This is a genomic window from Stappia sp. BW2 (assembly GCF_008107695.1).
GTDB lineage: Bacteria > Pseudomonadota > Alphaproteobacteria > Rhizobiales > Stappiaceae > Roseibium.
In genome coordinates this window covers 970038-993166 of the sequence record NZ_VIRG01000066.1, presented here as the reverse complement: position 1 = coordinate 993166, position 23129 = coordinate 970038, and the positions used below count along the sequence as shown (strand labels likewise).

Annotated in this window: 20 protein-coding genes; 8 read left to right on the top strand and 12 right to left on the bottom strand. The window is 58.1% G+C overall.

Annotation, left to right across the window (positions count from 1 at the left end):
* Positions 1-20: 20 nt before the first annotated feature.
* A complete protein-coding gene (locus tag FMN63_RS16025; protein WP_148585610.1) occupies positions 21-1628 on the bottom strand; it encodes an arylsulfatase in 1608 nt (535 codons plus the stop codon).
* Positions 1629-2096: 468 nt separating this feature from the next.
* Here FMN63_RS16025 and FMN63_RS16020 point away from each other — a divergent pair, with 468 nt between their 5' ends.
* Positions 2097-3971 carry a hypothetical protein gene (locus FMN63_RS16020; RefSeq protein ID WP_148585041.1) on the top strand — a complete coding sequence of 625 codons (1875 nt, stop codon included), beginning with the start codon at positions 2097-2099 and terminating at the stop codon, positions 3969-3971.
* Positions 3972-4095: 124 nt separating this feature from the next.
* Here FMN63_RS16020 and FMN63_RS16015 read toward each other — a convergent pair whose 3' ends face one another.
* Positions 4096-4308 (bottom strand): hypothetical protein, encoded by a 213-nt coding sequence (locus FMN63_RS16015; protein ID WP_148585040.1) that lies wholly within the window; start codon positions 4306-4308, stop codon positions 4096-4098.
* Between the two features lie 183 nt (positions 4309-4491).
* Positions 4492-5196 (bottom strand): hypothetical protein, encoded by a 705-nt coding sequence (locus tag FMN63_RS16010; protein WP_148585038.1) that lies wholly within the window; start codon positions 5194-5196, stop codon positions 4492-4494.
* 212 nt (positions 5197-5408) lie between these two features.
* On the opposite strand from FMN63_RS16010, the gene FMN63_RS16005 reads away from it, so the two are divergent.
* Complete coding sequence (locus FMN63_RS16005) at positions 5409-6053, top strand: LysE family translocator (protein ID WP_148585036.1); 645 nt, start codon at positions 5409-5411, stop codon at positions 6051-6053.
* Between the two features lie 111 nt (positions 6054-6164).
* On the opposite strand, the gene FMN63_RS16000 is transcribed toward FMN63_RS16005, so the two are convergent.
* From FMN63_RS16000 to FMN63_RS15985, 4 genes are all read right to left on the bottom strand, one after another.
* Entirely contained in the window at positions 6165-6437 is a 273-nt protein-coding gene (locus FMN63_RS16000) for a hypothetical protein (protein ID WP_006933467.1), read from the bottom strand.
* A gap of 191 nt (positions 6438-6628) precedes the next feature.
* Entirely contained in the window at positions 6629-7039 is a 411-nt protein-coding gene (locus tag FMN63_RS15995) for a TIGR02301 family protein (RefSeq protein ID WP_209001137.1), read from the bottom strand.
* Between the two features lie 60 nt (positions 7040-7099).
* Positions 7100-7546, bottom strand: coding sequence for an NUDIX hydrolase (locus FMN63_RS15990; protein WP_148585032.1), 447 nt, complete (start codon positions 7544-7546; stop codon positions 7100-7102).
* A 59-nt stretch (positions 7547-7605) separates the two neighbouring features.
* Positions 7606-8118, bottom strand: a complete 513-nt coding sequence (locus FMN63_RS15985; protein WP_148585030.1) for a hypothetical protein — start codon at positions 8116-8118, stop codon at positions 7606-7608.
* Between the two features lie 117 nt (positions 8119-8235).
* On the opposite strand from FMN63_RS15985, the gene FMN63_RS15980 reads away from it, so the two are divergent.
* Both FMN63_RS15980 and FMN63_RS15975 read left to right on the top strand, forming a co-directional pair.
* Complete coding sequence (locus FMN63_RS15980) at positions 8236-8991, top strand: SOS response-associated peptidase (RefSeq protein WP_148585029.1); 756 nt, start codon at positions 8236-8238, stop codon at positions 8989-8991.
* Positions 8992-9070: 79 nt separating this feature from the next.
* Positions 9071-9946, top strand: a complete 876-nt coding sequence (locus tag FMN63_RS15975; RefSeq protein ID WP_148585028.1) for a methyltransferase — start codon at positions 9071-9073, stop codon at positions 9944-9946.
* A 108-nt stretch (positions 9947-10054) separates the two neighbouring features.
* On the opposite strand, the gene FMN63_RS15970 is transcribed toward FMN63_RS15975, so the two are convergent.
* The 4 genes from FMN63_RS15970 to FMN63_RS15955 form a co-directional block, all read right to left on the bottom strand.
* Positions 10055-10486 carry a glyoxalase superfamily protein gene (locus tag FMN63_RS15970; protein ID WP_148585027.1) on the bottom strand — a complete coding sequence of 144 codons (432 nt, stop codon included), beginning with the start codon at positions 10484-10486 and terminating at the stop codon, positions 10055-10057.
* Between the two features lie 421 nt (positions 10487-10907).
* Positions 10908-12371, bottom strand: coding sequence for a chromosomal replication initiator protein DnaA (gene dnaA, locus FMN63_RS15965; RefSeq protein WP_148585609.1), 1464 nt, complete (start codon positions 12369-12371; stop codon positions 10908-10910).
* Between the two features lie 952 nt (positions 12372-13323).
* The gene (locus FMN63_RS15960; protein WP_148585026.1) at positions 13324-14604 is read right to left on the bottom strand and encodes a glycoside hydrolase family protein; all 1281 of its coding nucleotides are present in this window, start codon (positions 14602-14604) and stop codon (positions 13324-13326) included.
* Between the two features lie 248 nt (positions 14605-14852).
* Positions 14853-16265 carry an FAD-binding oxidoreductase gene (locus tag FMN63_RS15955; RefSeq protein ID WP_148585025.1) on the bottom strand — a complete coding sequence of 471 codons (1413 nt, stop codon included), beginning with the start codon at positions 16263-16265 and terminating at the stop codon, positions 14853-14855.
* 169 nt (positions 16266-16434) lie between these two features.
* On the opposite strand from FMN63_RS15955, the gene fabI reads away from it, so the two are divergent.
* The 3 genes from fabI (at position 16435) to FMN63_RS15940 (ending at position 19466) form a co-directional block, all read left to right on the top strand.
* Positions 16435-17253 (top strand): enoyl-ACP reductase FabI, encoded by an 819-nt coding sequence (fabI, locus tag FMN63_RS15950; protein WP_148585023.1) that lies wholly within the window; start codon positions 16435-16437, stop codon positions 17251-17253.
* 88 nt (positions 17254-17341) lie between these two features.
* A complete protein-coding gene (locus FMN63_RS15945; RefSeq protein ID WP_148585021.1) occupies positions 17342-17986 on the top strand; it encodes a histidine phosphatase family protein in 645 nt (214 codons plus the stop codon).
* Between the two features lie 295 nt (positions 17987-18281).
* The gene (locus FMN63_RS15940; protein WP_162855039.1) at positions 18282-19466 is read left to right on the top strand and encodes a DUF3095 domain-containing protein; all 1185 of its coding nucleotides are present in this window, start codon (positions 18282-18284) and stop codon (positions 19464-19466) included.
* On the opposite strand, the gene FMN63_RS15935 is transcribed toward FMN63_RS15940, so the two are convergent.
* Positions 19457-21697: a putative bifunctional diguanylate cyclase/phosphodiesterase gene (locus tag FMN63_RS15935; protein ID WP_209001136.1), complete on the bottom strand. Its 2241-nt coding sequence runs from the start codon at positions 21695-21697 to the stop codon at positions 19457-19459. The genes FMN63_RS15940 and FMN63_RS15935 overlap by 10 nt on opposite strands.
* 344 nt (positions 21698-22041) lie before the next feature.
* Between FMN63_RS15935 and aroC the strand changes: the two genes are divergently transcribed.
* Positions 22042-23127 carry a chorismate synthase gene (aroC, locus tag FMN63_RS15930; RefSeq protein WP_148585017.1) on the top strand — a complete coding sequence of 362 codons (1086 nt, stop codon included), beginning with the start codon at positions 22042-22044 and terminating at the stop codon, positions 23125-23127.
* Positions 23128-23129 lie beyond the last annotated feature (2 nt).

Genomic DNA, 23129 nt, shown 5'->3' with positions numbered 1-23129 from the left:
ACACTGTCGGCGTGTTCAGATCAGTTTCCGGTCGGCAGACCAATTGAGAAGCCGTCCTTGGCAAGAGCCTCCTGAACGTACTTGAAGCGTTGATACTGGGTCAAAGTAATCGGCCCTGTGTAAACTTCACTCTGCAGCTTCCGCGGCGGGTACTTGATGTAGGATTCAACGAGTTTTTTCACTTCCTCATTGATCACCGGCAGGTACCACGTGCGTTCGGTGAAGTTGTTCATGAACATGTCGTAGCGTTCTTGCGGATCGGCAAGCAGATTGAAAATCTGCGGAACAGTTGCAACATAGCTTTCCGCGCCCTTCCATCCTAAGTTGCTGTCGACGGCAAGTCCACCGGTAGATGCGCCATCATCGCCGCGCAGGTTGAACACAGCCTTGTAGTTGCCGACACGGGCAGCGCCCGGCGACAGTTCGTTCTCCGTAAAATAGAACCAGGCTTTGCGGCCGGAATCTCCCGTGCCTTCCCAGACAGGTGTCATGTCGTAGCTGTCGAAGATGATCGGTTTGCCTTCGCGGTCTTCGGTCGGCAAGGTGATGCCCGCGACGGAAGCGAAAGTGGCCATCAGGTCTAGACCTCCGACGACAGCGGCACTCTTGGTGTCCGGCTTGACGTGACCGGGCCAGCGGACGATTGCCGGAACGCGGTTGCCCCCTTCACGCACGGTGCCCTTGGTCCCGCGGAAAGGCGTATAGCCGGCATCCGGATAGACGTCCTGCCAGGCGCCGTTGTCCGTCGTCCAGAAGACAATCGTGTTGTCCGCAAGGTCGAGCTCGTCGAGCTTCTTGACCAGATTGCCGATACGCGCGTCGAGTTCGACGACGGAATCGGCATATTTGGTCTTGGAGATCGACTTCCCTTTGAAATCGGGTGCAGGCATGTTTGGCTGGTGCACCTTCATGAAGTTGACGTTGATGAAGAACGGCGTATCCGGCTTCTTGGCAGCCTCCTCCAGGAATTCGAGCCCCGCTTTTTCGACATAGCCATCAAAGAAGGGGATGCCGACCACGCCCTTGTCCGGCGTGTCCACATACTGGCCGTTGATCTTGAAGTCTTCGGTCGGCTTTTCACCGGCTTTGCCGGACAGCGATCCCTTGGTGACCTTTGCGAACATCTCGCGCAAGTCTTCCGGCATATCCGGGAACCAGGTCGGATCGGCATAGGTGTAGGCGTTGAGGTGATAGAGGCCGACGTGTTTCATCACGTCGTAGCCCTGGGCATTGGGCAGGGCGTAATCATCTTCCCCCAGGTGCCACTTGCCAGTGAAATAGGTGTCATAGCCACCGGTCTTCAGAACCGATGCCAACGTCCACTCGGCAGCCGGAAGTCCGCCGCCCTGGCCCTGAAACGCCACGGTCGTCATGCCGGAGCGGTTGGGAATGCGGCCTGTCTGCATGGCGGCACGCCCTGGCGTACAGCTTGGCTGGGCGTAGAAATGAGTAAACATCATGCCGTCGTCGGCCAGTTGGTCGATGTTCGGCGTCGGCATGCCACGCGCTTCACCGCCCAGATACGGACCCGTGTCGCCGTAGCCGGTGTCGTCCGAAACAATGAAGAGGATGTTGGGTTTCTTCGCGTCCTGGGCGAAGGCCATGCCTGACAGCGCTGTGCAGGCCATGCCTGCGACCGCTAGTCCGGTCACTATTCTGGTCAACATACCTAATGGCTCCCTTTTGGTCCATTTGTTGAGGAGGCCTGAGAAGGCCCGACGTAACGTGTGCTTCCTGCGAGGAAGCTTGAAATTTCCCGTTCGAGCTCTTCGATTACGGCACGGTAGTCCGCCGCTTTGGCCTCATCGTTCCCCCAGCGTGCCAAAGCGCAACATGCGGTTGCGTAGTCCTCGCACAGTGAAAGGAAGGCTGGGTGAGCGCTGCAGAGGCGGCGAAGAGCAAGTTCGTCCACGTTGAAGCGACGCATGATGAGAGCTGCAGCCGGCATGACGACACTGGTCCGTTCTCGAGAGCTCCTGGAAAATTCCACCAGAATTACCCATCGGAAACAGGCCTGTTGCAAGGTATGAACAGGTACGAACAGGAGTCTGGCGAGGCCTGTTTACCGTCTCTGCCGGTTTTGGTGGTTGTTCCGGATGACAAAGTCCACGACATCGGACTATCGTTGTGTGGACATCGTTTTCCGGGAATTTTGGGGTGGAACAATGCTGCCTGGTGGGCAACACATAGTTGCAACGGATAAAGCAGACGAATACGACTGCCCTGCTCGTGTCCGGGAAGAGCTTTCCCGTGTCCTGCAAAGCGATCATTTTCACGCAACTCCCAAACGCCGGGCCATGCTGACGTTCCTCATCGAGGAAGCGTTGGCCGGACGCGCAGATACCCTGAAGGGCTACACCATCGGACTGGCGGTCTTCGGCCGGGACGAGAGCTTCGACCCACAGTCGGACCCGATTGTTCGTCTGGAGGCCCGGCGCCTGCGGCATGATCTGGACAGCTATTACATCGCCGAGGGCGCCCGAAACGCGCTTCGAATTTCCATTCCGAAAGGTCAATACGCTCCGAAGTTTCACGACAACCTGGCAGATGCTCCTGAAAGGGAGAGCCCGGTTGACGCAGGAGAGGACACCGTTCAGCGAAAGCAGCCGAAGGAAGAGGAAGCCCCTGCGCAACCGGCTGTCAGGACATCGAGATTGCCTTGGGCCGTTGCCGCAGCGGCAGTCCTGTTGCTTCTGGCGGCAGTTGCAGCTGCAGCCGTGATGCATTTCCTGCCGGTAGAGGAGGGGCGGCAAGAGGTCTCAAAGCCGTCCGTGATGGTGCTTCCCTTCAAGGTGACATCGACAGATCCGGAACAGCAGATACTGGCCGAGGGAATTGCGGAGCAGATCATGACCGCATTGAGCCGGTTTCCGGACTTTCGCATTTTCTGGCCACCATCCGGCGCCAACGCTGCTACCTCGATCGATCCGGTTGAAATCGGCCTGAAGGAGAATGTCTCCTTCCTGATTATGGGCGCGGTCGGATCGGAAGGCGGGGTGATACGGGTCAGCGCCAAACTGATTCACAGCCCCAGCAGGCGCGTGCTGTGGTCGGGGAGCTATGACCGCATGCGCAGCAGATCGACCCTGCTGGAAATCGAGGAAAGTATCGCGTCGGAAATCGCATCCGTCGCCGGACAACCCTATGGCATCATCAAGACCGAACTGGCAAGCAGTCTGCCGGCCGGGAACGAGCCGAGTAACGACAGTTTCGAATGTGTGCTGCGCGGATACGTCTATCGGAGGAACTTTTCCAGACAACTCCACACAAGGGTCCAGTCGTGCCTCGAGCGCGCGGTCAAACGGGATCCAGATTATGTCGAAGCCTGGGCGATGCTGGGCTGGATTTATCTGGATGCCGCCCGCTTCGGTCTGATTGCAGACGAAAACAAGGAACTTGCCTTCGACCATGCACTGGATGCTGCGTCACACGCCTTGAACCTTGATGGCAACAATATCCTGGCGCTCAAGGCGCTTTCCTCGATCAATCACTACATGGGCAATATCGAGGAAGGCGAAAGGCTGGCCAAGAAGGCACTCGCCCTCAATCCGGACGATCCCGACACCATGGCTCAACTCGGCTGGCGGCTGGCTGTGGTGGGAAAATTCGACGAAGGCATTTCCTACCTGGAAAAGGCGATAGAGCGCACGCGGAACGCCCCCGGCTGGTATTATCACCTGATTGCCGTCGACCACCTGCTGAACGAGCGCTATGCGGAAATGCTGACAGCTGCAAAGAAGGGCGTTCTTGATGGATCAGGGGTGAGCTGGTGTCTCGTCGCCGTTGCGCAATCCAAACTTGGCAATCAGGCAGCAGCCCGTGCGGCGTTGGAGAAGATGGCGGAGATGTCACCCGAATTGGGTCAGGATCCAGGTCGTTACCTGCGTTCGCACCAGGTCGGGGAGCAAATCGTCACCGCCCTTGTGGAAGGCTTGAAATCAGCCGGTTGGAAAAAGCCAGCCGGGGGGTGAGATCGGGAAGGCGTCCCAACAACAGAAGAACTTGCTTTGGGCAAGACTGCCTGGAGACGTTCCGAAACAGCGGTTCTTTTGCCTCAACCGTTCCGGAACGCCAGCTTTGAAAACCTGCAGGGCGTTAACAGCCCGGCGTCATCGAGGTGCCTTCAGACATTGCGCCGGAACACGCGTCAGGATCGCCGTCCGGGCCCTGGTCTACGGACGTCAGGTCGCCAATGGGGGGCGCAGAGCTGCCATCTTCGAGCCCGTCTCCGGACTGGTTGCTGGATTGGCAGCCGCCAAGAGCCAGGATCGAAATCAGAAAGGCAGCGGAGAAAAATCTTACAATCATCTTGGTCACTCGCATGCGCCGCAGATGGCGGGAGTTGGAAGGCGGGGCGCAAGATACGTGCTTATCGGGTAGGCAACGGCTTGCGCTCGCACTGATTGTCACGATTTTTTCAATGGCCGCAATAGTCTCATGGATTGACTATCCGATTTATCGGCCGATTGGAGTGCGGCGGGATTGATTTGCTTAATCGCCCGCCACGAAATAATGCAGCGTTCCGTCCGGACCGATGCCGACTCGGTAAAACGTCCAGGCGCCGAAATCCTGCATTTCGGCAAAATCGCCTGCAGTAACGATCCGGAACATCTCCACTTTCTGATCGGGTGTCAGATCGTGCAGCGGGTAGCGTGCAAAATAGGGCCAGATATACATTTCCTGGGGCGTTCCGGCATCGACATGCAGGAAGCCGGCATCCATGATGTCGGCGAGAATGGCCAGGATCTCGAAGCCTTCACCGTCACCGGAGCTTTCTTTGAGGAAGTCTATCGGGTCGTCGATTTGCCCGAACGAGACGGTGGGCGGAAGTTCGTTGCTTTCGAACACCATGCGCAGACGTTCCATGTTTCCCGAAAGCGCTGCTTCCTTCAACTGGGCCTGCATCCGCTGAACCGGCTTCGGCAGATACGATGTGCTGTAAAGCACCTGGGGCAGATCCGCGCTGTCGCTCGCAGGTGTTTCAGCAGCTTCGGTGCCGGCCGGTTCGACGCCCTCCGATTCACCGGCCTCCGGCGACGTCAGGTCGTCTGCCGGAATTGACGGAGCGTTTCCGGTTTCGGACGGCGCAACCGGAATTGTTTCAACCTGCACCGTCTTGGCGACACCCGGAGCTGCGAATGCTGTGCCTGCCAGAAGACCGGCGACAAGAGCCGCAGCCTGATAAATCCGACTCATGAAAGTTCCTCGTTTATCCGCACCTGTCCATCGCCCTTCATGTCATGGCGGTGAAAGCAGGCATCGCCCCGCGCCATTCCTTAAACAATTCATGCAAGGGTGAAAACACAGGACCTCGAATTTCCTCTTGTCTTGTCACGAGGCCACCGGGCCGCTATCGAGTGGTCCGTTCGCAATAAAAGTAAAATCAAAGGTCTAGAAAAGGACCGCCCGTGTCGTTTTTCGAATATGCGCTGATTGGTTTTTTTGTTGGCATTGTCACAACGGCACCTGTCGGTCCTGTCAATATCATGGCCATTCAACACGCCGTGCACAGCGGGTTTCGTCAGGGTGTCTTTGTGGGGCTGGGCGCGGTCGTCGCCGATACCATTTATGCCGCTGCGGCAATTTTCGGCATCTCGGCGGTTACAAATTTCATCAAGGGCCAGATAGACCTTATCGAGATTATCGGCGGAGCGTTGCTGATCATTTTCGGCATCAAGATCTGGAACACCCATCCGCATCTGAGCCGGAACGGCAAAGAAAAGGAACACGGATTTCTGGCCGACGCGACGGCGGCCTTCTTCATGGCCATTACCAATCCGGGAGCGGTGTTTGCCTTTGTCGCAATATTTGGCGGTCTGGGAGACTATCGCCCCGAGAACGGGGACCATTTCGGCGCATTGGTGATGGTGGCCGGTGTTGCGGCAGGCGCAACAACATGGTGGGTGGTGGTTTCGGCGTCCGTCTCACACTACAAGTCGCGTATCGACGACCTCTGGCTGGATCGCGCCAACCATATTGCCGGATTTCTGCTCGTCCTGTTCGGCGCTCTGATCTATCTCAAGCTGGCGCTGGAAGCGGCGGCGTTGATCTGACCGGCTGGCGCGGAGGCGGAAACAAAAGCCGCATTCATACAGCCAGCACCAACGGACGGGAATCAAAAAGGCCGGATAACCGGCCTTTTCACAACGTGTGACGTGATCGGGTTACTGAAGAACGCGGTTCACGGTGTAGTCGCCTTGCAGGATACGATCCGGCAGGCCTTCGGCCAATTTGGCCACGGCATCTTCACCATAGGCAGCAACCAGATCCGCAAGCGCTGTGAACATCGCCGCATGTGCTACTGCGTCCGCATCCACGCCATTGGCGATGGCTTCGGCCCAAGCGTCGGAAATGAAGCCGAGTGCAGCACGCCTGATGTCTTCGTCTTCAGCAAATTCGGCTTCCATTGCCGCGTCGGCGTAATCATCGTTTATCATTCGCTTCCTTACCGGTCCTTCCCGAACGCATGGGAAACAACCCTTGCGTGTTCCTGCCCCGAATCTTGAGTATTGATCCTAGCACGGCGAACCGCGCTGATAAGTAACCGTGAACGCAAACTTAACGGCCACCCACAAATTTGATTCAAAAGGTTAACCAACTCGTAACGATTTGAATATTTTTGCGTACATTACCGGCCGTAGCGGCTTGTGACGTCGCTGATGATGACCTCACCTTCGCTCAAGTACTGTGCCATTGCGAGACGGGCAGCCTCGGTGCACTCTCTGTAAGCGACTGAGAATCCACGATAACCCTGGTTAAAACGTTCAATGAACCTGCGGCGCCGATTCTCGTCCAGAGTTTCTGCGTCCAGGAAATCCTCCATGCGGTCACGCCAGCTCGGATTATCGCTTTCCTTGCACAACGGACGCAGGAAATGCAGCGCTCCGAATATTTCGGACAGACGCATGAGTTGCTGTTCGTAAGGAGGCGCGTCGACCGCAGTTTGTTGAGCCGATACAACCTGAGCCGGATACACGCTCCCCAAGACCAGAACAACGGCGGTTCGGAAAAAGAAAGCTTGCATACGGCGGTTCATCATGGGCCGATCATGCGGAACCCGGCTCGGCACCGCAAGCACTATGGCAAGTTGATCCCAAGATTAGACGCCCGGTCGTTGACCGAGGGGCGTTGCCATGTGCCGCCGGATGCGCTCAGGGGTGCCGGGTGTGGTCAGCAGACCATCAAGATCTTCTATCTTCACCCAGTCGAGCGCCGCTGCATCGTCCGCAGCAACGGCGTTGCCCGAGATATAGGGGCCGCAAAATACGGTCAGGATAAAATGGGTGGCAACGCGGCCATCTTCGTCACGCTGGATCGAATCGAAGGTCTCCACAGGCTCACCGAGTTTTGCGGTAACGCCGGTTTCCTCAAAGAGTTCGCGCGCGGCAGCTTCCTGGAGGGTTTCGCCGAGCTCGATCACGCCACCAGGCAGGCTCCAGTGATCCTTGAACGGGGGCCTGCCGCGCTTCACCAGCAGGGCGCGGCCGTCGCGGTGGCACAGGACACTGACACTGGCGCGTGGTGTTTCCGGATAATACCTGGACATGGAACCTCGGCGGGCGAAGAAAAGTCTGATTCTGTCCGGCCAGAATAAGCGGCCTTGAGCTATGCGAACAGGGCGTCGATTTCCGCCTGCGCACCTTCACCTTCGTGTTGGGTCGCTTCGGGCTCCACATGGCCGTGGATGACGGCGCCGGCAACGGCGATCAGAGGCTTGATTTCAATCGTCGCCTTGTCGGCGATTTCCGTTGCGATCGTTGCCGCATCCGGGGTGTCCCGCAGCTGGTCCTGGATGCTGATCACGAGCTTGTTGATGCCTGCGACCTGATTTTCCAGGTGCTCGCGCAAGTATGCCGGAGCGGCATGATAGGCTAGAATGGCCAGCTGTTTGTCCTTGAAAGTCGAGTTCTCGAAATGGCCCTCGTAGTCGAGCGGCTCCCATTCCAGAACATCTTCTGCGCAGTCCGGCATATCCGGAAGCATTTCCAGAAGCATCATCACTTCATTGAAATGATTGAGATAATCCGTCGCCAGGCCGGTTTGGGGATTAATGTTTGCCTCTTCCAGCCTTTCGGCTGCCAGCTCCCCGGCGCCCAAAACTGGATGCAAACATTCCATACCGGTCCCCCCTGTTATTGACTTGGAACCTACGGTACTTGTTTTTTATTTCCAATTGCCTAACTCGGCGGAACCCCGTTTGCCCCCGGTTGAGGCTGCCCCCATGGGAGAAAAACGATGTGCGGCCGCCTGGCTCTCACGACACCTCCGGATGCTGTGCGCAGCTTCTTTGATTACGTCGATCAGCCCAATTTTCCGCCGCGATACAACATCGCGCCAACCCAGCCGCTGGCCATCGTGCGTCAATCGCTCGATGGCACGCGCCGCTTTCACCTTGTCCGCTGGGGCCTGATGCCGCCATGGGTCAAGGACCCGGCAAGTTTCACGCTCCTGATCAATGCGCGGGCTGAAACCGCATCGCAAAAGCCGTCGTTCCGAAACGCCATGCGCCATCACAGATGCTTGGTGCCGGCCTCCGGTTTTTACGAGTGGCGGCGCACGCCGGAAGGCAAGCAGCCATTCTGGATTCGCCCGGCGGAAGGCGACATCATGGGCTTTGCCGGCCTTTGGGAAACGTGGTCGGATCCCGATGGCGGCGATATCGATACCGGCGCGATCCTCACCATCCAGTCCAACCGGATGATGTCGGCGATCCATCACCGGATGCCGGTGATCCTGAAACAGGAGCATTTCGGCACGTGGCTGGATGTCGCCAATGTTGACCGGCGAGAGGCGGAAAAACTGCTTCGTCCGGTCGAAGACGATTTTCTGGTGGCAACGCCGGTATCGAACCGGGTGAACAAGGTTGCCAACGACGACGCGGATGTGCAGCGCGAGATTGCGCCCGACGAAATGTCTGTGCCGCTGAAAAAGGTCGCCAGGCCGGCGGCGGAAAAACCCCAGGCCGACAAAAAGCAGCTCGATCTGTTCTGATCCGCACCGGGCCTTCAGAATTGCCGTGCAAAAGCGCGCTCTTGGCTGTAGGGCAGGGGCTCAGCCGCAAGGATAGACCATGAGCAACAACGACACGCCCGAATTCGAGCCAGACGAGATTTTCGACGACGCAACTCCCGAGAACGAAGCGTTGGCGGAAGCCTACAATCGTGGCCTTGACCTGCAGAAATCGGGTGATCTGGAAGGGGCCGCACAAGCCTACCGCGAAGCCTTGGCTCTCGATCCGGACGATCCGGGGGGCGTCAGCATTCGCCTGGCTGCCATTGGCGCAGAAGCCGCGCCGCCGAAAATGCCGGATGCCTATGTAGCGACCCTGTTTGATCAGCATGCCGATGTTTTCGACGACATTCTGGTCGATGAGCTTGGCTATTGCGTGCCGCTGCTGGTTCGCAGCCTTGTTCAGACACTTGAGATCGGTCCTTTCGACCGGTTGCTCGATCTTGGCTGCGGCACGGGTCTCACCGGGATGGCTCTTTCCGACTGCACCGCGCATCGGACCGGTGTCGACCTCTCCGAACGGATCGTCGAGCTTGCCTATGACCGCGACGTCTATGACGACCTTTATGTCGGCGAGGCCGTCGCGTTTCTTGAGGAGTTCGAGGAAGACGACGGCTCACGACCAAGCTGGGACCTGATCGCGGCAACCGACGTGTTTCCCTATCTCGGCGCCGTTGAGCCTTTTCTGGCGGGCGCCGTCGACCGCCTGACCCCGGGTGGCTATCTGGCCTTTTCAACCGAGACCTTGCCGGACGAAATGCTTCAGGGGCGCTCCTATATGGTTGGGCCGAAAAGCCGCTTTGCTCAGGGGGAAGGCTACATTCGCACGTCTCTGGATACCGCCGGTTTCGACATTCTCGCAATGGACCCGATCACCGTGCGTCTGGAAGATGGCTATCCCGTACCCGGACACCTGGTGATCGCACGGCTGCGCTGACGGTCAGCCGCTGAACGTTGCCCTTACTGGCGCAGCGTTCAGCGGCTCAGGATCGTTTCACCTGCCCTTCGGCGCAAGCGATTGAACGGCCGGGAGGTATGGTTCAGGTCAGTCGGTCGTCTGCATGCGCAGATAGGGTTCGCCATCGGACGTCCGTTTGACGGCGACACCGTCGCCGGTGATCACAACCACGACCCTGCTGCGAAAGGCAGAGAAGCTGTCGAAGGTCACCACGTCCACCGGTGTGTCGAACTTGATGGTCACCCGGTAGTGGCCTGTGGTGCCAATCCGGCTCAGCGACAGCACTTCTCCGTCGAAGGGCTGCTTCAAGTAGCTTCCCGAGACACGGCTGCCGACGGCAAACTGCATCTCGTTCGGCCGGGCGGCCGTCGCGGAGGCAGTGTTCCAGTCCTTGAAGCCGTATTGGGCAGACAGAAGTTCAAGCGCCTGGCCGTGAGAGATGTCCTGCCCTTTGGCAGCAAGCGCGGCACGCAGGCGCTTGGCCTGTGCCTTGAGATTGGCAACGCTGGGTAGCGTCATGGGATTACCTTTCCAAGAAAGGCAGGCGGTCAGGTGTTCGCCATGTGGCGGTGACCCGTCATGGGGCCCGCATTGCCATCAGCCTGCACTGTCTCGTGAAGGTCGGTCAAAGCTGCAAGAAGTCTTGCGCAAGGGCATTCACCATGGCCGGAGCCTGCGGGCGGCTGGTTCCCTCAAACCGGGGCAAGGCATACGCCCGGCAGCCAGGCCTGTCAACGCGGCAAAAAAAGAAGCCGCTGACGCGGCTTCAAGGGGTGGGGGGGTAATATAAAAGCACCCGACGGTTCTAGCCGCCTGAGTTGGACCGCGCCCCGGTGGGCGCAGAAGGGTGATTGCCCCGTATAGGGGGAAGGGCAATCGCGGAGGCGGGCGTGCCCGCCACCGCAGGTTTTCCGGGGGGAGGGGTGGTCCCGGAAACAGATCAGGCGTGGATCAGACGTTTCAGAAGTTCCACTTCCTGAGCAAGGGTTTTGTCCTTGGTCACCAACTCGTCAATCTTGCGAACGGCATGCAACACCGTGGTGTGGTCGCGGTTGCCGAAACGCCGACCGATTTCCGGCAGCGATCTTCCGGTCATCACCTTCGCGATATACATCGCGATCTGGCGTGGACGAACCAGTGTGCGGGCCCGGCAAGACGACAACAGGTCGGCCTTGGTAACGCTGAAATGCTTGCAAACCACCTGCTGGATCTCTTCCACCTTGATGGAGCGCGGTTCACCGATCCGCACGAGGTCGTGGAGGGTCTTTTCCGCCAGATCCATCGTTACCGGCTGTTTCGTCAGCTGGTTGTGGGCGAACAGGCGATTGAGAGCACCTTCCAGGTCCCGCGCCGACGCAATCACGTAACGGGCAATGTAATCGGCAACATCTTCGGGAACGGAAAAACCCGGATGCGTGCGGCGTGCTGCGTGGATCCGCTTCTTCAGGATATCCTGGCGCAGCGCATAGTCGGTGGCCTGAATGCCGACGATCTCGCCTTTCTGGATCCGGTAGCGCAGCGTCTCGCCAAGCGTATCGAGATCTTCCGGTGGCCGATCGGCCGCCATGATGATCTGGGTCGGCGATTCCATCAGCAGTTCCAGGGTCTTGCTGAATTCCTCTGCGGCCTGCTTGCCATGCAGGAACTGCAGATCGTCTACCAGCAGCAGGTCGATGGAGCGCATGGCCTGTCGCAGAACGGGAAACGCCGGTGTTCTCAGTGCCGGGACCAGGTGATACATGAAGAATTCGGCTGACAGATACGCAACCTGCCGTCCCGTCTTGCGGGCTTCGGCAGCTGCGGCCTGCAGCAGGTGGGTCTTGCCGATGCCGGTGGCGGAATGGATATAAAGCATATCCAGAGTGCCCTGGTGACCGGCAGCCATCTGGCGCACGGCAGCGCAGGCAAGGCTGTTCGAAGCGCCTTCCGCAAAGGTGTCGAACGTCAGCTTGGGATTGAGGGACGCACCGTTCAGGAACTCGCCGGCGGCATCCTCATTGCTGTCCGCAAGGCAGGGAATGACCGGCACGCTGTGAGAAGAGCCGAACTGAGGCGTGCTGTTGAAAGGACCGGGGCGTCCGCTGATCCGCCGGGCGGAGATCGCATTGGGCGCAAGTCCGGCTGTGAACTGGCGCGGACGCAGGGCGCCGCGAACGGTCAACTCGATACGGTTGATGTCGTCCTGCTCGCGTTTCCAGAGACCGACGAGTTGCTTCTCGTAATTGTTCTGAATCCAGTTTTTCAGGAAGCGGGTGGGGACGGAGAGGCGCACCGCGTCGCCCGTCGTTTCTTCGTGATTTACTCTGCCGAACCAGTTGGAAAATACATCGTCACCGAGCTCGTTTCTCAGTTCCTTTTTCACACGATCCCATTGATCCGAACCGGCTAAGTTCTGAACCTGCATCATTGTGGCCTCCAATGGAGGGACTGTCTGCATGGCATCGATCCCCCCCCGTGCACTGTCTATGGACAACGATTTTCTGCCTCGTTGCCCGTTTCTATCCTTAGGTCTCTTGCCCATTCTGGGTCTTCGGACCGGGTGGCTTATTAACGCCTATGAAACACCATTAACCTTTTGCTTACCATATTTACAAATAGCTTATTTTTATGAGGTCATAGACGTATCATATTGTGATTTTTGTAGATGACGGTCGCTGCGCATGTAAATTTTACATAGCGAATCTTGCTTTTCGTCATCGTCAGGATCTGCCGCAAGTCCCGACGTAGTTGTTCTCCTGTTGCTGTTGATGCTCTGCCTGAGAGCTTGAAGACAATTTTAGGAAAAATTTAACTTTTAAGGAAGTTTTCTGCGAGTTTTCAAACGCCCGGTGTAAAATTAAGAACATCAGCCAATAAAAAAGCCGGGTTTAATCGAAAGGTCATGTCAGTTTTACGGAGGGTGCGTACGCGCCGGTTCGCCTGTGGCATGACCGAATGGCCGCGTGACATTTTTTTGTCGGCTGATCAGAAACGACTCGTTGTGGAAGCTGGGGACAATGTGCTTGTGAAAAGGGTGCGCTGTGAGCGTTCGCGTAACGCGTCCTGGCCGGCTCCAGAGTCTGGAAAGATCAGACAGATCAAGACCCTGGCCGAAGCAATGTATACATTGACAGTGCCGCCGGTGCTCGTGGCTCCTCGCTCCCTTATCCCCAGTCCAGGCGAAATTTCGGCAACCTGCCAATTCTGACAATTGATCGATCAGGGCTGTTGCGGGAGGGCGGCCGCTTTCCGGCAACAGGCGTTTTGGATGGCCGTGACCCGGCACTGCTTAAGTAGAGGTCAGTAAAACATGGTGTCTGACCCACGTTGATACGGAAAAGCCGGCTCTCAACGAGCCGGCTCCACCGCGCGTGAGGTCAAGTCGTCGTCTTGAAAACAGTCGCAACAGTAGAAAACAGGTAGTTTCTATTCACGTGGACATCTATCGGCTTATTGGGACCGTTGTTGTGCCAGATGGGGGCGTTGTTGTTCAGGCCGGGGCCGCGCTCCACTGAAACGAGGCCAAAGCCGTCATTGTCCCAATAGCCGTTAGGGAAACCGGGTGCGGGCGGACCACCCCACCAGGTGTAGATGTTAGGAGCTTCTGGCTGGTTCCACAGTTCATCACAATATTCGAAGTAATAAAGCCCGATACACAGCGGGTGTTCAAAAGCTTGCGGCAGCATTGTCTGAGCAACTTTCGCCGCCTTGCTGCAGGTTTGATCGTCGGCATAGATCGTCCCGGGGTTATTCGGATCCCGATGACTGGTTGCCGGTATGCCCCATTCGGTCAGGAGAACGGGTTTCTTGGCCCGTTGCGGCAAGTTGCCATAATCCCTGAAAATGCTTTCGAAGGTCTGGGTCTGATAGGTATTGACCCCCCAGAAGTCGATGCTGGGGCAGTTCTCCATATAAGAAGACGCTTTCAGGGGAATGTTGGGGTCGTCATGGGTTGCCATGCCGACCAGTTTGCCTGGCGCTTCTTCCTTCACGATGGCGGCCATCGTTTCTACCTGGCCCCACCAGAACTCGGCCCATGCCGGATTGTTGTAGCAAACGTCTGCGCCGTCCTGTTCGTTCTGGATGGTGAATCCCATCACCGCCGGGTGATCTGCAACGGATTTGACGGTCTCACGCAATACGTTGGTCCAGTAATCGATCTCTGCCCGTGTGGCGTTGTCATATTGGGTCTTCCAGAACATCGTGGCGGGCAGGGGAATGCCGATCAGAACGGATCGGTGCATCTTTGCTTCGGCTGGCGCATACTTGTCCCACGCGAGATCCAGAAAATACTGATGCGTGAAATAGTGACCGCTGTCCCAGGGAGCCGGAAAGGTTCCGTTTCCCTCCAGTTGCCGCGACAGCATGCAGTAGACCCGAAGCGAGTTGTTGTGGAGCTGCCTGAAATTGGGAAAGTCGCGTAACAGGAGGGGCGACCAACTGGATATGAACGTGTTTCCTGCTTCAAATTCGTCCCAATACCAGTCTCCCAGGGCGGGCGCATAGGAATTGGAGCCATTGATCGGGGCAGGGGAATAGCAGACCCCTTTCAGTTTGATTTTCTCGGTCTTGGGCGGTTGCCCGTCTTCTGAGAGTTCGCAGTAAAGAGATGCGTTTCCATCGGTGTCGACGGAGCAGGTCCATTTGGTGGTCGTCATGGTGGGGTGCCTGAAATAAGGGTTTCGAATGACGCGCGGCGCTCAGGAAGATTATACTTTATCGTGTATATGTGAAGTATTGCAATCAAAGGGTGATGAATGAAGCTTTAAAGCCACTGCCTGCATTTGGGAGTGGTTTGCCAGGGGGGCTGGCAGGGGGCCGTTTGGGGGCATTACGGGCAGCTCATAAAAATGCCGGCGCTTGTGGCGCCGGCACGGGGTGTCTGTCGAGGTGAGCCGATCTCGGTTTAGAGAACGCGGCCCGGGTTCAGCAGGCCTTTGGGATCGAATGCGGTTTTGATCCGCTGCATGAGATCCAGTTCGATACCCTGCTTGACGTCCTTCAGGAGATCGCGCTTGAGACGGCCTATGCCGTGCTCCGCCGAGATGCTGCCGCCGAATTCGTTGACGATGCCATGTACGATGGCATTCATCTCATCCCACTTTGCCAGGTACTCTTCCTTGTCGGCCCCAACCGGCTGGCTGACATTGAAGTGGATGTTGCCATCACCGATATGGCCGAACGGAACAGGCCGGCATCTCGGTACGAAAGCGTCGACCGCAGCCATCGCCTTGTCCAGAAAATCGGGGATCGACGCAACGGGCACGGAAACGTCATGCTTGATCGAACCGCCTTCAGGCTTCTGCACTTCCGACATGCCGTGGCGGATATGCCAGAAATCCTGAACCTGGGTCAGGTTCTGCGCAAAGGCGGCGTCTTCCACAAGGCCGTTTTCGAATGCCTCACCCAGAATGCTCTCCATCAGGTCCCGGACAGGAAAGGCATCCGAACCGCTGGACAACTCCATCAGGACGTACCAGGCATGTTCGCCTTCAAGCGGGTCGCGAGCCCCTTCTAGATGACGAAGGCAGAACTCGACGCCAACGCGCGGCATGATTTCGAAGCCGGTCAGAACCGGCCCGGCCTGCGCCTTGGCAAGCGTGAACAGCTTGAGGGCGGCCTGAGGATGCGGCAGGCCGACAAAGGCGGCTTCCAGTTTCTTGGGCCTGGGGAAAAGTTTCAGTGCCGCGGCGGTAATGATGCCGAGCGTGCCTTCGCCACCGATAAATAATTGTTTCAAATCATAACCGGTATTGTCCTTGCGAAGGGTTCTGAGGCCGTTCCAGATCTCTCCCGTCGGCAGTACGACTTCGAGGCCGAGAACCAGATCGCGCGTGTTGCCATAGGCCAGGACGGCAGTGCCGCCAGCGTTCGTGGATATGTTGCCGCCGATCTGGCACGAGCCCTGTGCACCGAGCGCGAGCGGGAACAGCCGGTCCACCTTTTCCGCTTCGTTCTGCAGCGTCTCCAGCACCACGCCAGCCTCCGCTGTAATGGTGAAGCCAGCCGGGTCGACCGCACGGACCTTGTTCATCCGAGACAGGGAAAGAACGATTTCGTCGCCGGTTTCCTGCGGAATCTGGCCACCGACGAGGCCGGTATTGCCTCCCTGTGGAACGACCTTGAGATCGTTCTGATAGGCGTAGGTCATGACAGCGCTGACCTCCTCCGTGCTGCCCGGGCGCAGCACCATGGGAGTGACGCCCTGATACAGGTCGCGCCATTCTGTGAGATAGGGAGCCTGGTCGTCCGGATTGGTCAGAACGTTGGCTTCGCCGATCAGTTCGGCAAAGCGGTCGGCATGGGCAGTGCGCTCCATGAGCGAGGTCCTCGTGAAGTTTGACGGTAAAATTCGGGCGCCAACATAGTGTCTGAAAGCGTCTGCGTCGACGGTTCATTCCGTTACCGTGTCTCTTGAAGGAACAGACCCCTTGTGCCATAGGAAGCCAGCCCGCTGGGGCGGAAATGGAATTCTTTCGGAGACGACGATGGCGGAAACGCGCGGACTGATGAATGGCAAACGCGGCCTGATCATGGGTGTGGCAAACAACAAGTCAATTGCCTGGGGCATTGCCAAAGCACTGGCCGACGCGGGAGCAGAACTGGCACTGACCTACCAGGGCGATGCGTTGAAGAAGCGTGTTGAACCGCTGGCAGACCAGCTGGGCGCAATCGTTGTGGGCCATTGCGACGTCACCGATGGCGACTCCATCGATGCAGTCTTCAAGGCGCTGGAAGACAAATGGGGCAAGATCGATTTTCTCGTTCATGCAGTTGCCTTTTCCGACAAATCCGAATTGACCGGCCGTTTCGTCGATACGTCTTCCGACAACTTTGCCCGCACCATGGATATTTCCTGCTACTCGCTGACCGCTGTCACCCAGCGCGCAGAGAAGCTGATGTCCGATGGCGGCTCCATCCTGACACTGACCTATTACGGCGCCGAAAAGGTGATGCCGCATTACAATGTGATGGGCGTTGCCAAGGCTGCGCTGGAAACCAGCGTAAAGTATCTGGCGATGGATCTCGGTCCCCAGAACATTCGCGTGAACGCGATTTCTGCCGGTCCGATCAAGACGCTTGCCGCCTCCGGTATCGGCGACTTCCGCTATATTCTGAAGTGGAACGAATACAACTCACCCCTGCGCCGCACGGTCACGATCGAGGAAGTTGGCGACAGCGCCCTGTTCCTGCTCTCCGACCTTGGCCGTGGTGTGACCGGCGAGATCCAGCACGTCGACTGCGGCTACAACATCGTCGGCATGAAGGCGGTGGACGCCCCGGACATTTCCGTCGTCAAGGATTGATCGTTTCGGATGGCCGGTTTCAAACCGGCCATTTTTCTGTTGAGTAAGCCCTGTTCCTCTGAGCTGACCCCGTTTTCCGGAAACTGACATGACTTCTGTGCTGAGCGCCCTGAAATCCGGCCTGCTGCCCAAGCTGCACGATCCGGAGTTCCTGGTCTTCGTCCGCCATGGACAAACGGACTGGAATTTCGAAGGGCGCATGCAGGGGCAGAAGGATATTCCGCTCAATGAGACCGGACGCGCCCAGGCAAGTGGCAATGGCGAGAGGCTGAAGGCGTTTCTGGAGCGCGAGACAATCGATCCGGCCGGGCTGAATTTTGTTGCCTCACCCCTTTACCGCACACGGTCCACCATGGAGCTGCTGCGCCAGTCGATGGGGTTGCCGGTTGAGGCCTACCGCCTTGAGGACCAGCTCAAGGAAATCACTTTCGGCGACTGGGAAGGCTTCACGCTGGAAGAACTCGCGGATGAGGAACAGGATCTCATTCTGCAGCGCCGTGCCGACAAGTGGGGCTTCGTCCCGCCCGGCGGCGAGAGCTACAAGATGCTGACGGAGCGGATCGCCCGCTGGCTGGTGACCGTCGACCGGCCTTCTGTTGTCGTTTCCCATGGTGGCGTCTTCCGCGTTATGCGCGGTCTGCTGGAAGGTCTGGACACGGATGTGGTGCCCAAGCTGGATGTGCCGCAGGACAAGGTGTTTGTCTGGCGCAACGGCACGTTCGAGGCTGTCTGAAGCTCCAGGCATCGCAGGTGTTCAAGGGTATCTGGCGTCCATATTGAAGCAGGGCACAAAGCTGTTCGGTCTGCTTCAGTCTTTCGACATACATGTTGCCGCTCGCACGGATCACTTTGTTGTAGACAGGCCATGTAGTTTCTCTTGTGATCGTCGACACTGCAAAAGAGTGGCTGATGCCGCAGCGGAAACTTCTGCGCCGGACAGACCCAGCGCGGTGATCGGTCGGGACGACCGCAGCGTAAAAGAAAACAGCTAATGCAAGGGAGCCCGGAGAAAATCTAGGTGAGGTGCCGTGTCCGCCAATGAGTTTTACAGTGAGCTGCCAAGCTTTTCAGATTTCAGCACCGTCGGCGATCTGGCCGATTATCGCCCCGTGCCGGACGACTGGTACGCTCTTGCCACAGATATTGTCCGCTCCAGCGATGCGGTTGCGCAGGGCCGGTACAAGGAAGTCAACATGGTCGGAGCCGCGACGATTGCGGCAGTCCTGAACCGGATCGGCAGTGACCGTGTGCCATTTGTTTTCGGCGGAGACGGCGCGATGCTGCTCGTGCCGAAACACGATGTGAAGGCTGCCTGTGAGGCGCTTGCGGGCGTTGTCGTCTTGGCGCGCCAGGTCATGGAGCTGGAGTTGCGTGCGGCGGCTATCCCGGTCTCCCATCTGAGAGGGCTGGGCGGCGATGTCCGTGTGCGCAAATACCGCCTCAGCCCCGGCAATCACCTTGCCATGATCCTGGGAGACGGGCTGGCGATCGCCGATCACATCCTGAAAGATCAGGAGAAGTCACGGCAATTTGCGGTTTCGATCCCCGATGCCGCTTTGCCACCGCTTGACGGGCTGTCCTGCCGGTGGGAGCCGCTTCCTTCGCAACACGGCCATATCGTGTCTCTCATCGTCAAACCGGTCGGGCGCATTCCGATGCAGGAGATCCTTAAAGGACTTGCCGACAAACTCGGCTACGACCCTTCGACGGATGACAGCCGGACAAGACTTGCGGACAAGACGCGCCTGCGCTTTCGGTTTCCGCCAACCGGAACGGGCCATGAAGTGCGGCTCGGATCTCCGGGCAGGCACTTTCGCGGATGGGCGAAGGCGATGCTGGAATCGGTTGTCTTCATGATCAGCCATCATACCGGCTGGCGTATCGGGCCGTTCGACCCGAAGCGGTACTTTCCGGAGCTAGGCCTCAACACGGACCATCGCAAGGTCGGCGACAGCCTGCAACTCGTTCTGGATCTGACGCCCGAGCAGCTTGGAAATGTCGAAGACTATCTGAAAGCCGGTTATGAGGCCGGTGATCTTGTGTACGGACTTCACGTTTCCGCATCAGCGCTGATGACTTGCTTCGTGGAGGACATCAGCAACAGCCGGCATATTCACTTTGTTGACGGCGCGGACGGCGGATTTTCCTTTGCCGCAGCCGAATTCAAGAAACGGCAGGCGGAAATGACTGCGAAAGCGGCCGGTCAGGCCTGACCGCGCAGCGGGCCTTGCCCCTCGAGAGCGGGCTCCCAGGAAACGAAATCCTGTTTGAGGATCATCGTTGCGAGGTCGGTTTCCGGCATTGCCTGCGATATGAGGAAGCCCTGGATGACATCGCAGCCGTTGCGTTTCAGCCAGTCCCGCTCGCCCTCGGTTTCCACGCCCTCGGCAAGGACGCTGATGTCGAGGCTCTTGGCAAGGTTGATCAATGCGCAGGTGAACTTTTGCAGAGCCGGGTTGGTATCGACACCGGAAATGAAGCTGCGGTCGATCTTGACCCGGTCGACTTTGAGATCGCGCAGACTGGAAATGCTGGAATGGCCCGTTCCAAAATCGTCCAGCTCGATGAAGAAACCCAATTGGGACAGTCGCGCGATGTTCTGCTTGATCGGAGCCGCCGTGACTTCGTCGATCATCACCGCTTCCAGAATTTCAAGGCTGACGTGGGCCGGATTCAGGCCAAGGTTCATCACCTGTTCGTGGAGCACGTCCACGGCTTTGGTGCTTGTCAGGAGGCTGGCGGTGACGTTGAGCCCCAGATGCATGGTGGATCGCGTCTTGCCACTGAGGCTGGCGGCGAAGTTCAGCGCACGGCTACGCACCGCGTCCTCGATATGCTCCATATATCCCGCTTCCATGGCTGTCGGCAGGAAGGCGCCGGGGTAGCGGATCGTGTCGTTGTCTATCCAGCGGGCCAAGGCTTCAGCGCCAACGACTTCGCCCGTGTGTATATTCACCTGAGGCTGGAACCACGCGACAATGTTGCCTTCCTTCAGGGCGTTCTGCAGTTCTGCGGCAATCTGGTCGCTTTCCTCGAAGGCTGTGCGCATCGCTGGTGTGAACCGGCTGAACTTGCCTGGCCCCTTCTGCTTCGCGGCCCTTAGGGCGAGGGCCGCGTCAGTCAGAATATGATCGGAGATCTGATCGCCGGGACAGCTGATGAAAATGCCCGCATTGGCTTCGACCGCAGATCTGTTGTTGCCGATGACCCGGTCCCTTGAAATTTCCTGAAGCAGCGTGAAGGCGAGTTGCTCGAAACGGGCCACCCTTTTGAGCTGTGGGCGCAAAAGCAGAAATTCGGTCCCGCCTGTCCGGCACAGAAAGTCATCCGGCTCGGCGTGCTGGTTCAACTGCTCGGCCACCTGCCGAAGCAGAGAATCGCCGTTGTGGTCGCCAAACCGGTCGTTCACCTTCTTGAACTCTCGCAGATCAATCAGGATGGCGCCGGTTTGCAGGCCGGGTTCCGCCGGGGGCAGGTTTCGAATGGTGTTCAGCAGGGCTCGCCTGTTTGGCAGGCCGGTCAATGGGTCATGAAAGCCGAGGCTTTCAAACTCCTGCTGCGTCTTGTCGGCAAGTGCACGTGACAGGGCGATGGCTATGGCAAAGGCCGCGACGATCACCAGTCCACCGACAAGCCCGGCAAGGGTGACAGCGAAAAGTGTTTCCGACCGCTGCCGCTCCAGGTCTAACAGGAGATAGTCCACCGTGGACTGCCACAAGGCAAAAGCGGCATTCACCAGGGCCGGCTGCATTCTCACCACCGGCTGGGACAAAACATCCTCGCCTCGTTCGGCGACAATCGCCGATGTGAGCAGTTTCGACCCGACGGTCTGGAACGCTATGTTGGTTGCTCGGAAAACCCCGGCCTGCTTTTGCAGCAGTTCGGCTTGCTCGCCGGTCAGGTCGAAAAAATATTCCACCGTATCGTGTGCGGCACCGTCGGCGGCAATCTTGTACTGACCGCCCTGCACGGGGATCGCCATCTTGTCCCAGACATTGATCTCACCCCGGGAGTGGATCTTCTGGGCGTTTTTCGCCAGGATCGCGGACTGAATGACCACCGTCGGCAAGACGTCGGTGATGAACTGCGGAAGCTTCGCGGCTTCGAAGGAAGAGGTCGAACTCAGCCTGGTGATCTGGGAGATCTTCGAGGCAAGGGTTTGCCCCTGACGAAGGGCGAGGGGAACGTCGTTATCTTGCAGGAAAGTATCGAGCGGTTGCATGAGATCTGCGGACCGTTCGCTCTCCTCGAGCTCTTCCAGGTGCTCACGCAGGTTGACCGGCGTGCTGCTGATCTTGCCGGTGAGCGCCTTTTCCTTCAGCAGCGGTCCCAGTGCTTCAATCAGGTGAAGCCCGGCAAGGCTGGTGTCGATCGAATTTACCTTGTCGAACCTGTTATGAAACCAGAGCGAGGCAAACACCAGGCTGGGTGCCAGCAGGAACACGATCAGTCCAGTTAGCCAGCCCCTGATCCGCAACGGTATGCCTCGTGATTATCATTCATCCTCAACGTGTAATAGTGGTAGAGGTTTAAGGATTAGCAAATCCAGGGTCGAATTTTCACGAGCCATTTGCGAACTTTCCAGTGTCGTACAAGCAGAGCACGCAAAACCCTGGTCAATGATCGCAGCATCCAGTCGAAATCTACTTGTTTTCAATTTCAGCAGGACCGGTGAGCGTATGCGCCCACCTAAAAATGCCCTATTCCGGGCTGCGGGCTTGAGCTTGCAGGCGTGATGGCGTATCGCTCGGCGCCTGAAAGTTCATTTGCTAACCTCGGTCCCCGTTCATGTCGCACAACAGCTTTGGTCATCTTTTCCGGGTCACCACCTGGGGCGAAAGCCACGGTCCCGCAATCGGCTGCGTGGTCGACGGTTGCCCGCCGCTCATTCCGCTGACGGAAATCGATATTCAGGGCTTCATGGACAAGCGGAAGCCGGGCCAGTCCCGCTTCACGACGCAGCGGCGCGAGCCGGATGAGGTCAAGATCCTGTCCGGTGTCATGGTCGATGAGGATGGCATTCAGAAAACCACCGGTACGCCGATTTCGCTGTTCGTGGAAAACACCGACCAGCGCTCGAAGGACTATTCCGACATCAAGGATCGCTTCCGTCCCGGTCATGCCGATCTCACCTACAATGCCAAATACGGCATTCGTGACTATCGGGGCGGTGGCCGATCGTCGGCGCGTGAAACGGCCATGCGTGTAGCCGCCGGGGCTGTCGCCCGCAAGGTGCTGCAGGGCGTGAGCATTCGCGGTGCCCTGGTGCAGATCGGACCGCACAAGATCGACCGGAGCAACTGGAACTGGGCGGAAGTCGACAACAACGCCTTCTTCTGCCCCGATGCTGAGGCTGCTACCTTCTGGGCGGACTATCTGGACGGTATCCGCAAGGCTGGATCTTCCGTCGGTGCGGTCATCGAAGTGGTTGCCGAAGGCGTGCCGGCCGGCTGGGGTGCGCCGATCTATGGCAAGCTGGACACGGATCTTGCTGCGGCCATGATGTCGATCAACGCGGTCAAGGGCGTCGAGGTCGGCAATGGGTTCGATGCCGCAAGCCTGACCGGCGAGGACAATGCCGACGAGATCCGCCTGGACGATGTCGGCCGTCCCGTGTTCCTGAGCAACAATTCCGGCGGCATTCTAGGCGGGATTTCCAACGGTGATCCGCTGGTCGTCCGCTTCGCGGTCAAACCGACATCATCGATCCTGACCGAACGCAAGTCGATCACAAGCAAGGGCGAAGAGGTCGATGTCATGACCAAGGGTCGTCACGACCCTTGCGTGGGCATTCGTGCGGTGCCGGTGGGCGAGGCGATGATGGCTTGTGTCCTGGCTGACCATTTCCTGCGTCATCGCGGCCAGATCGGCTGACC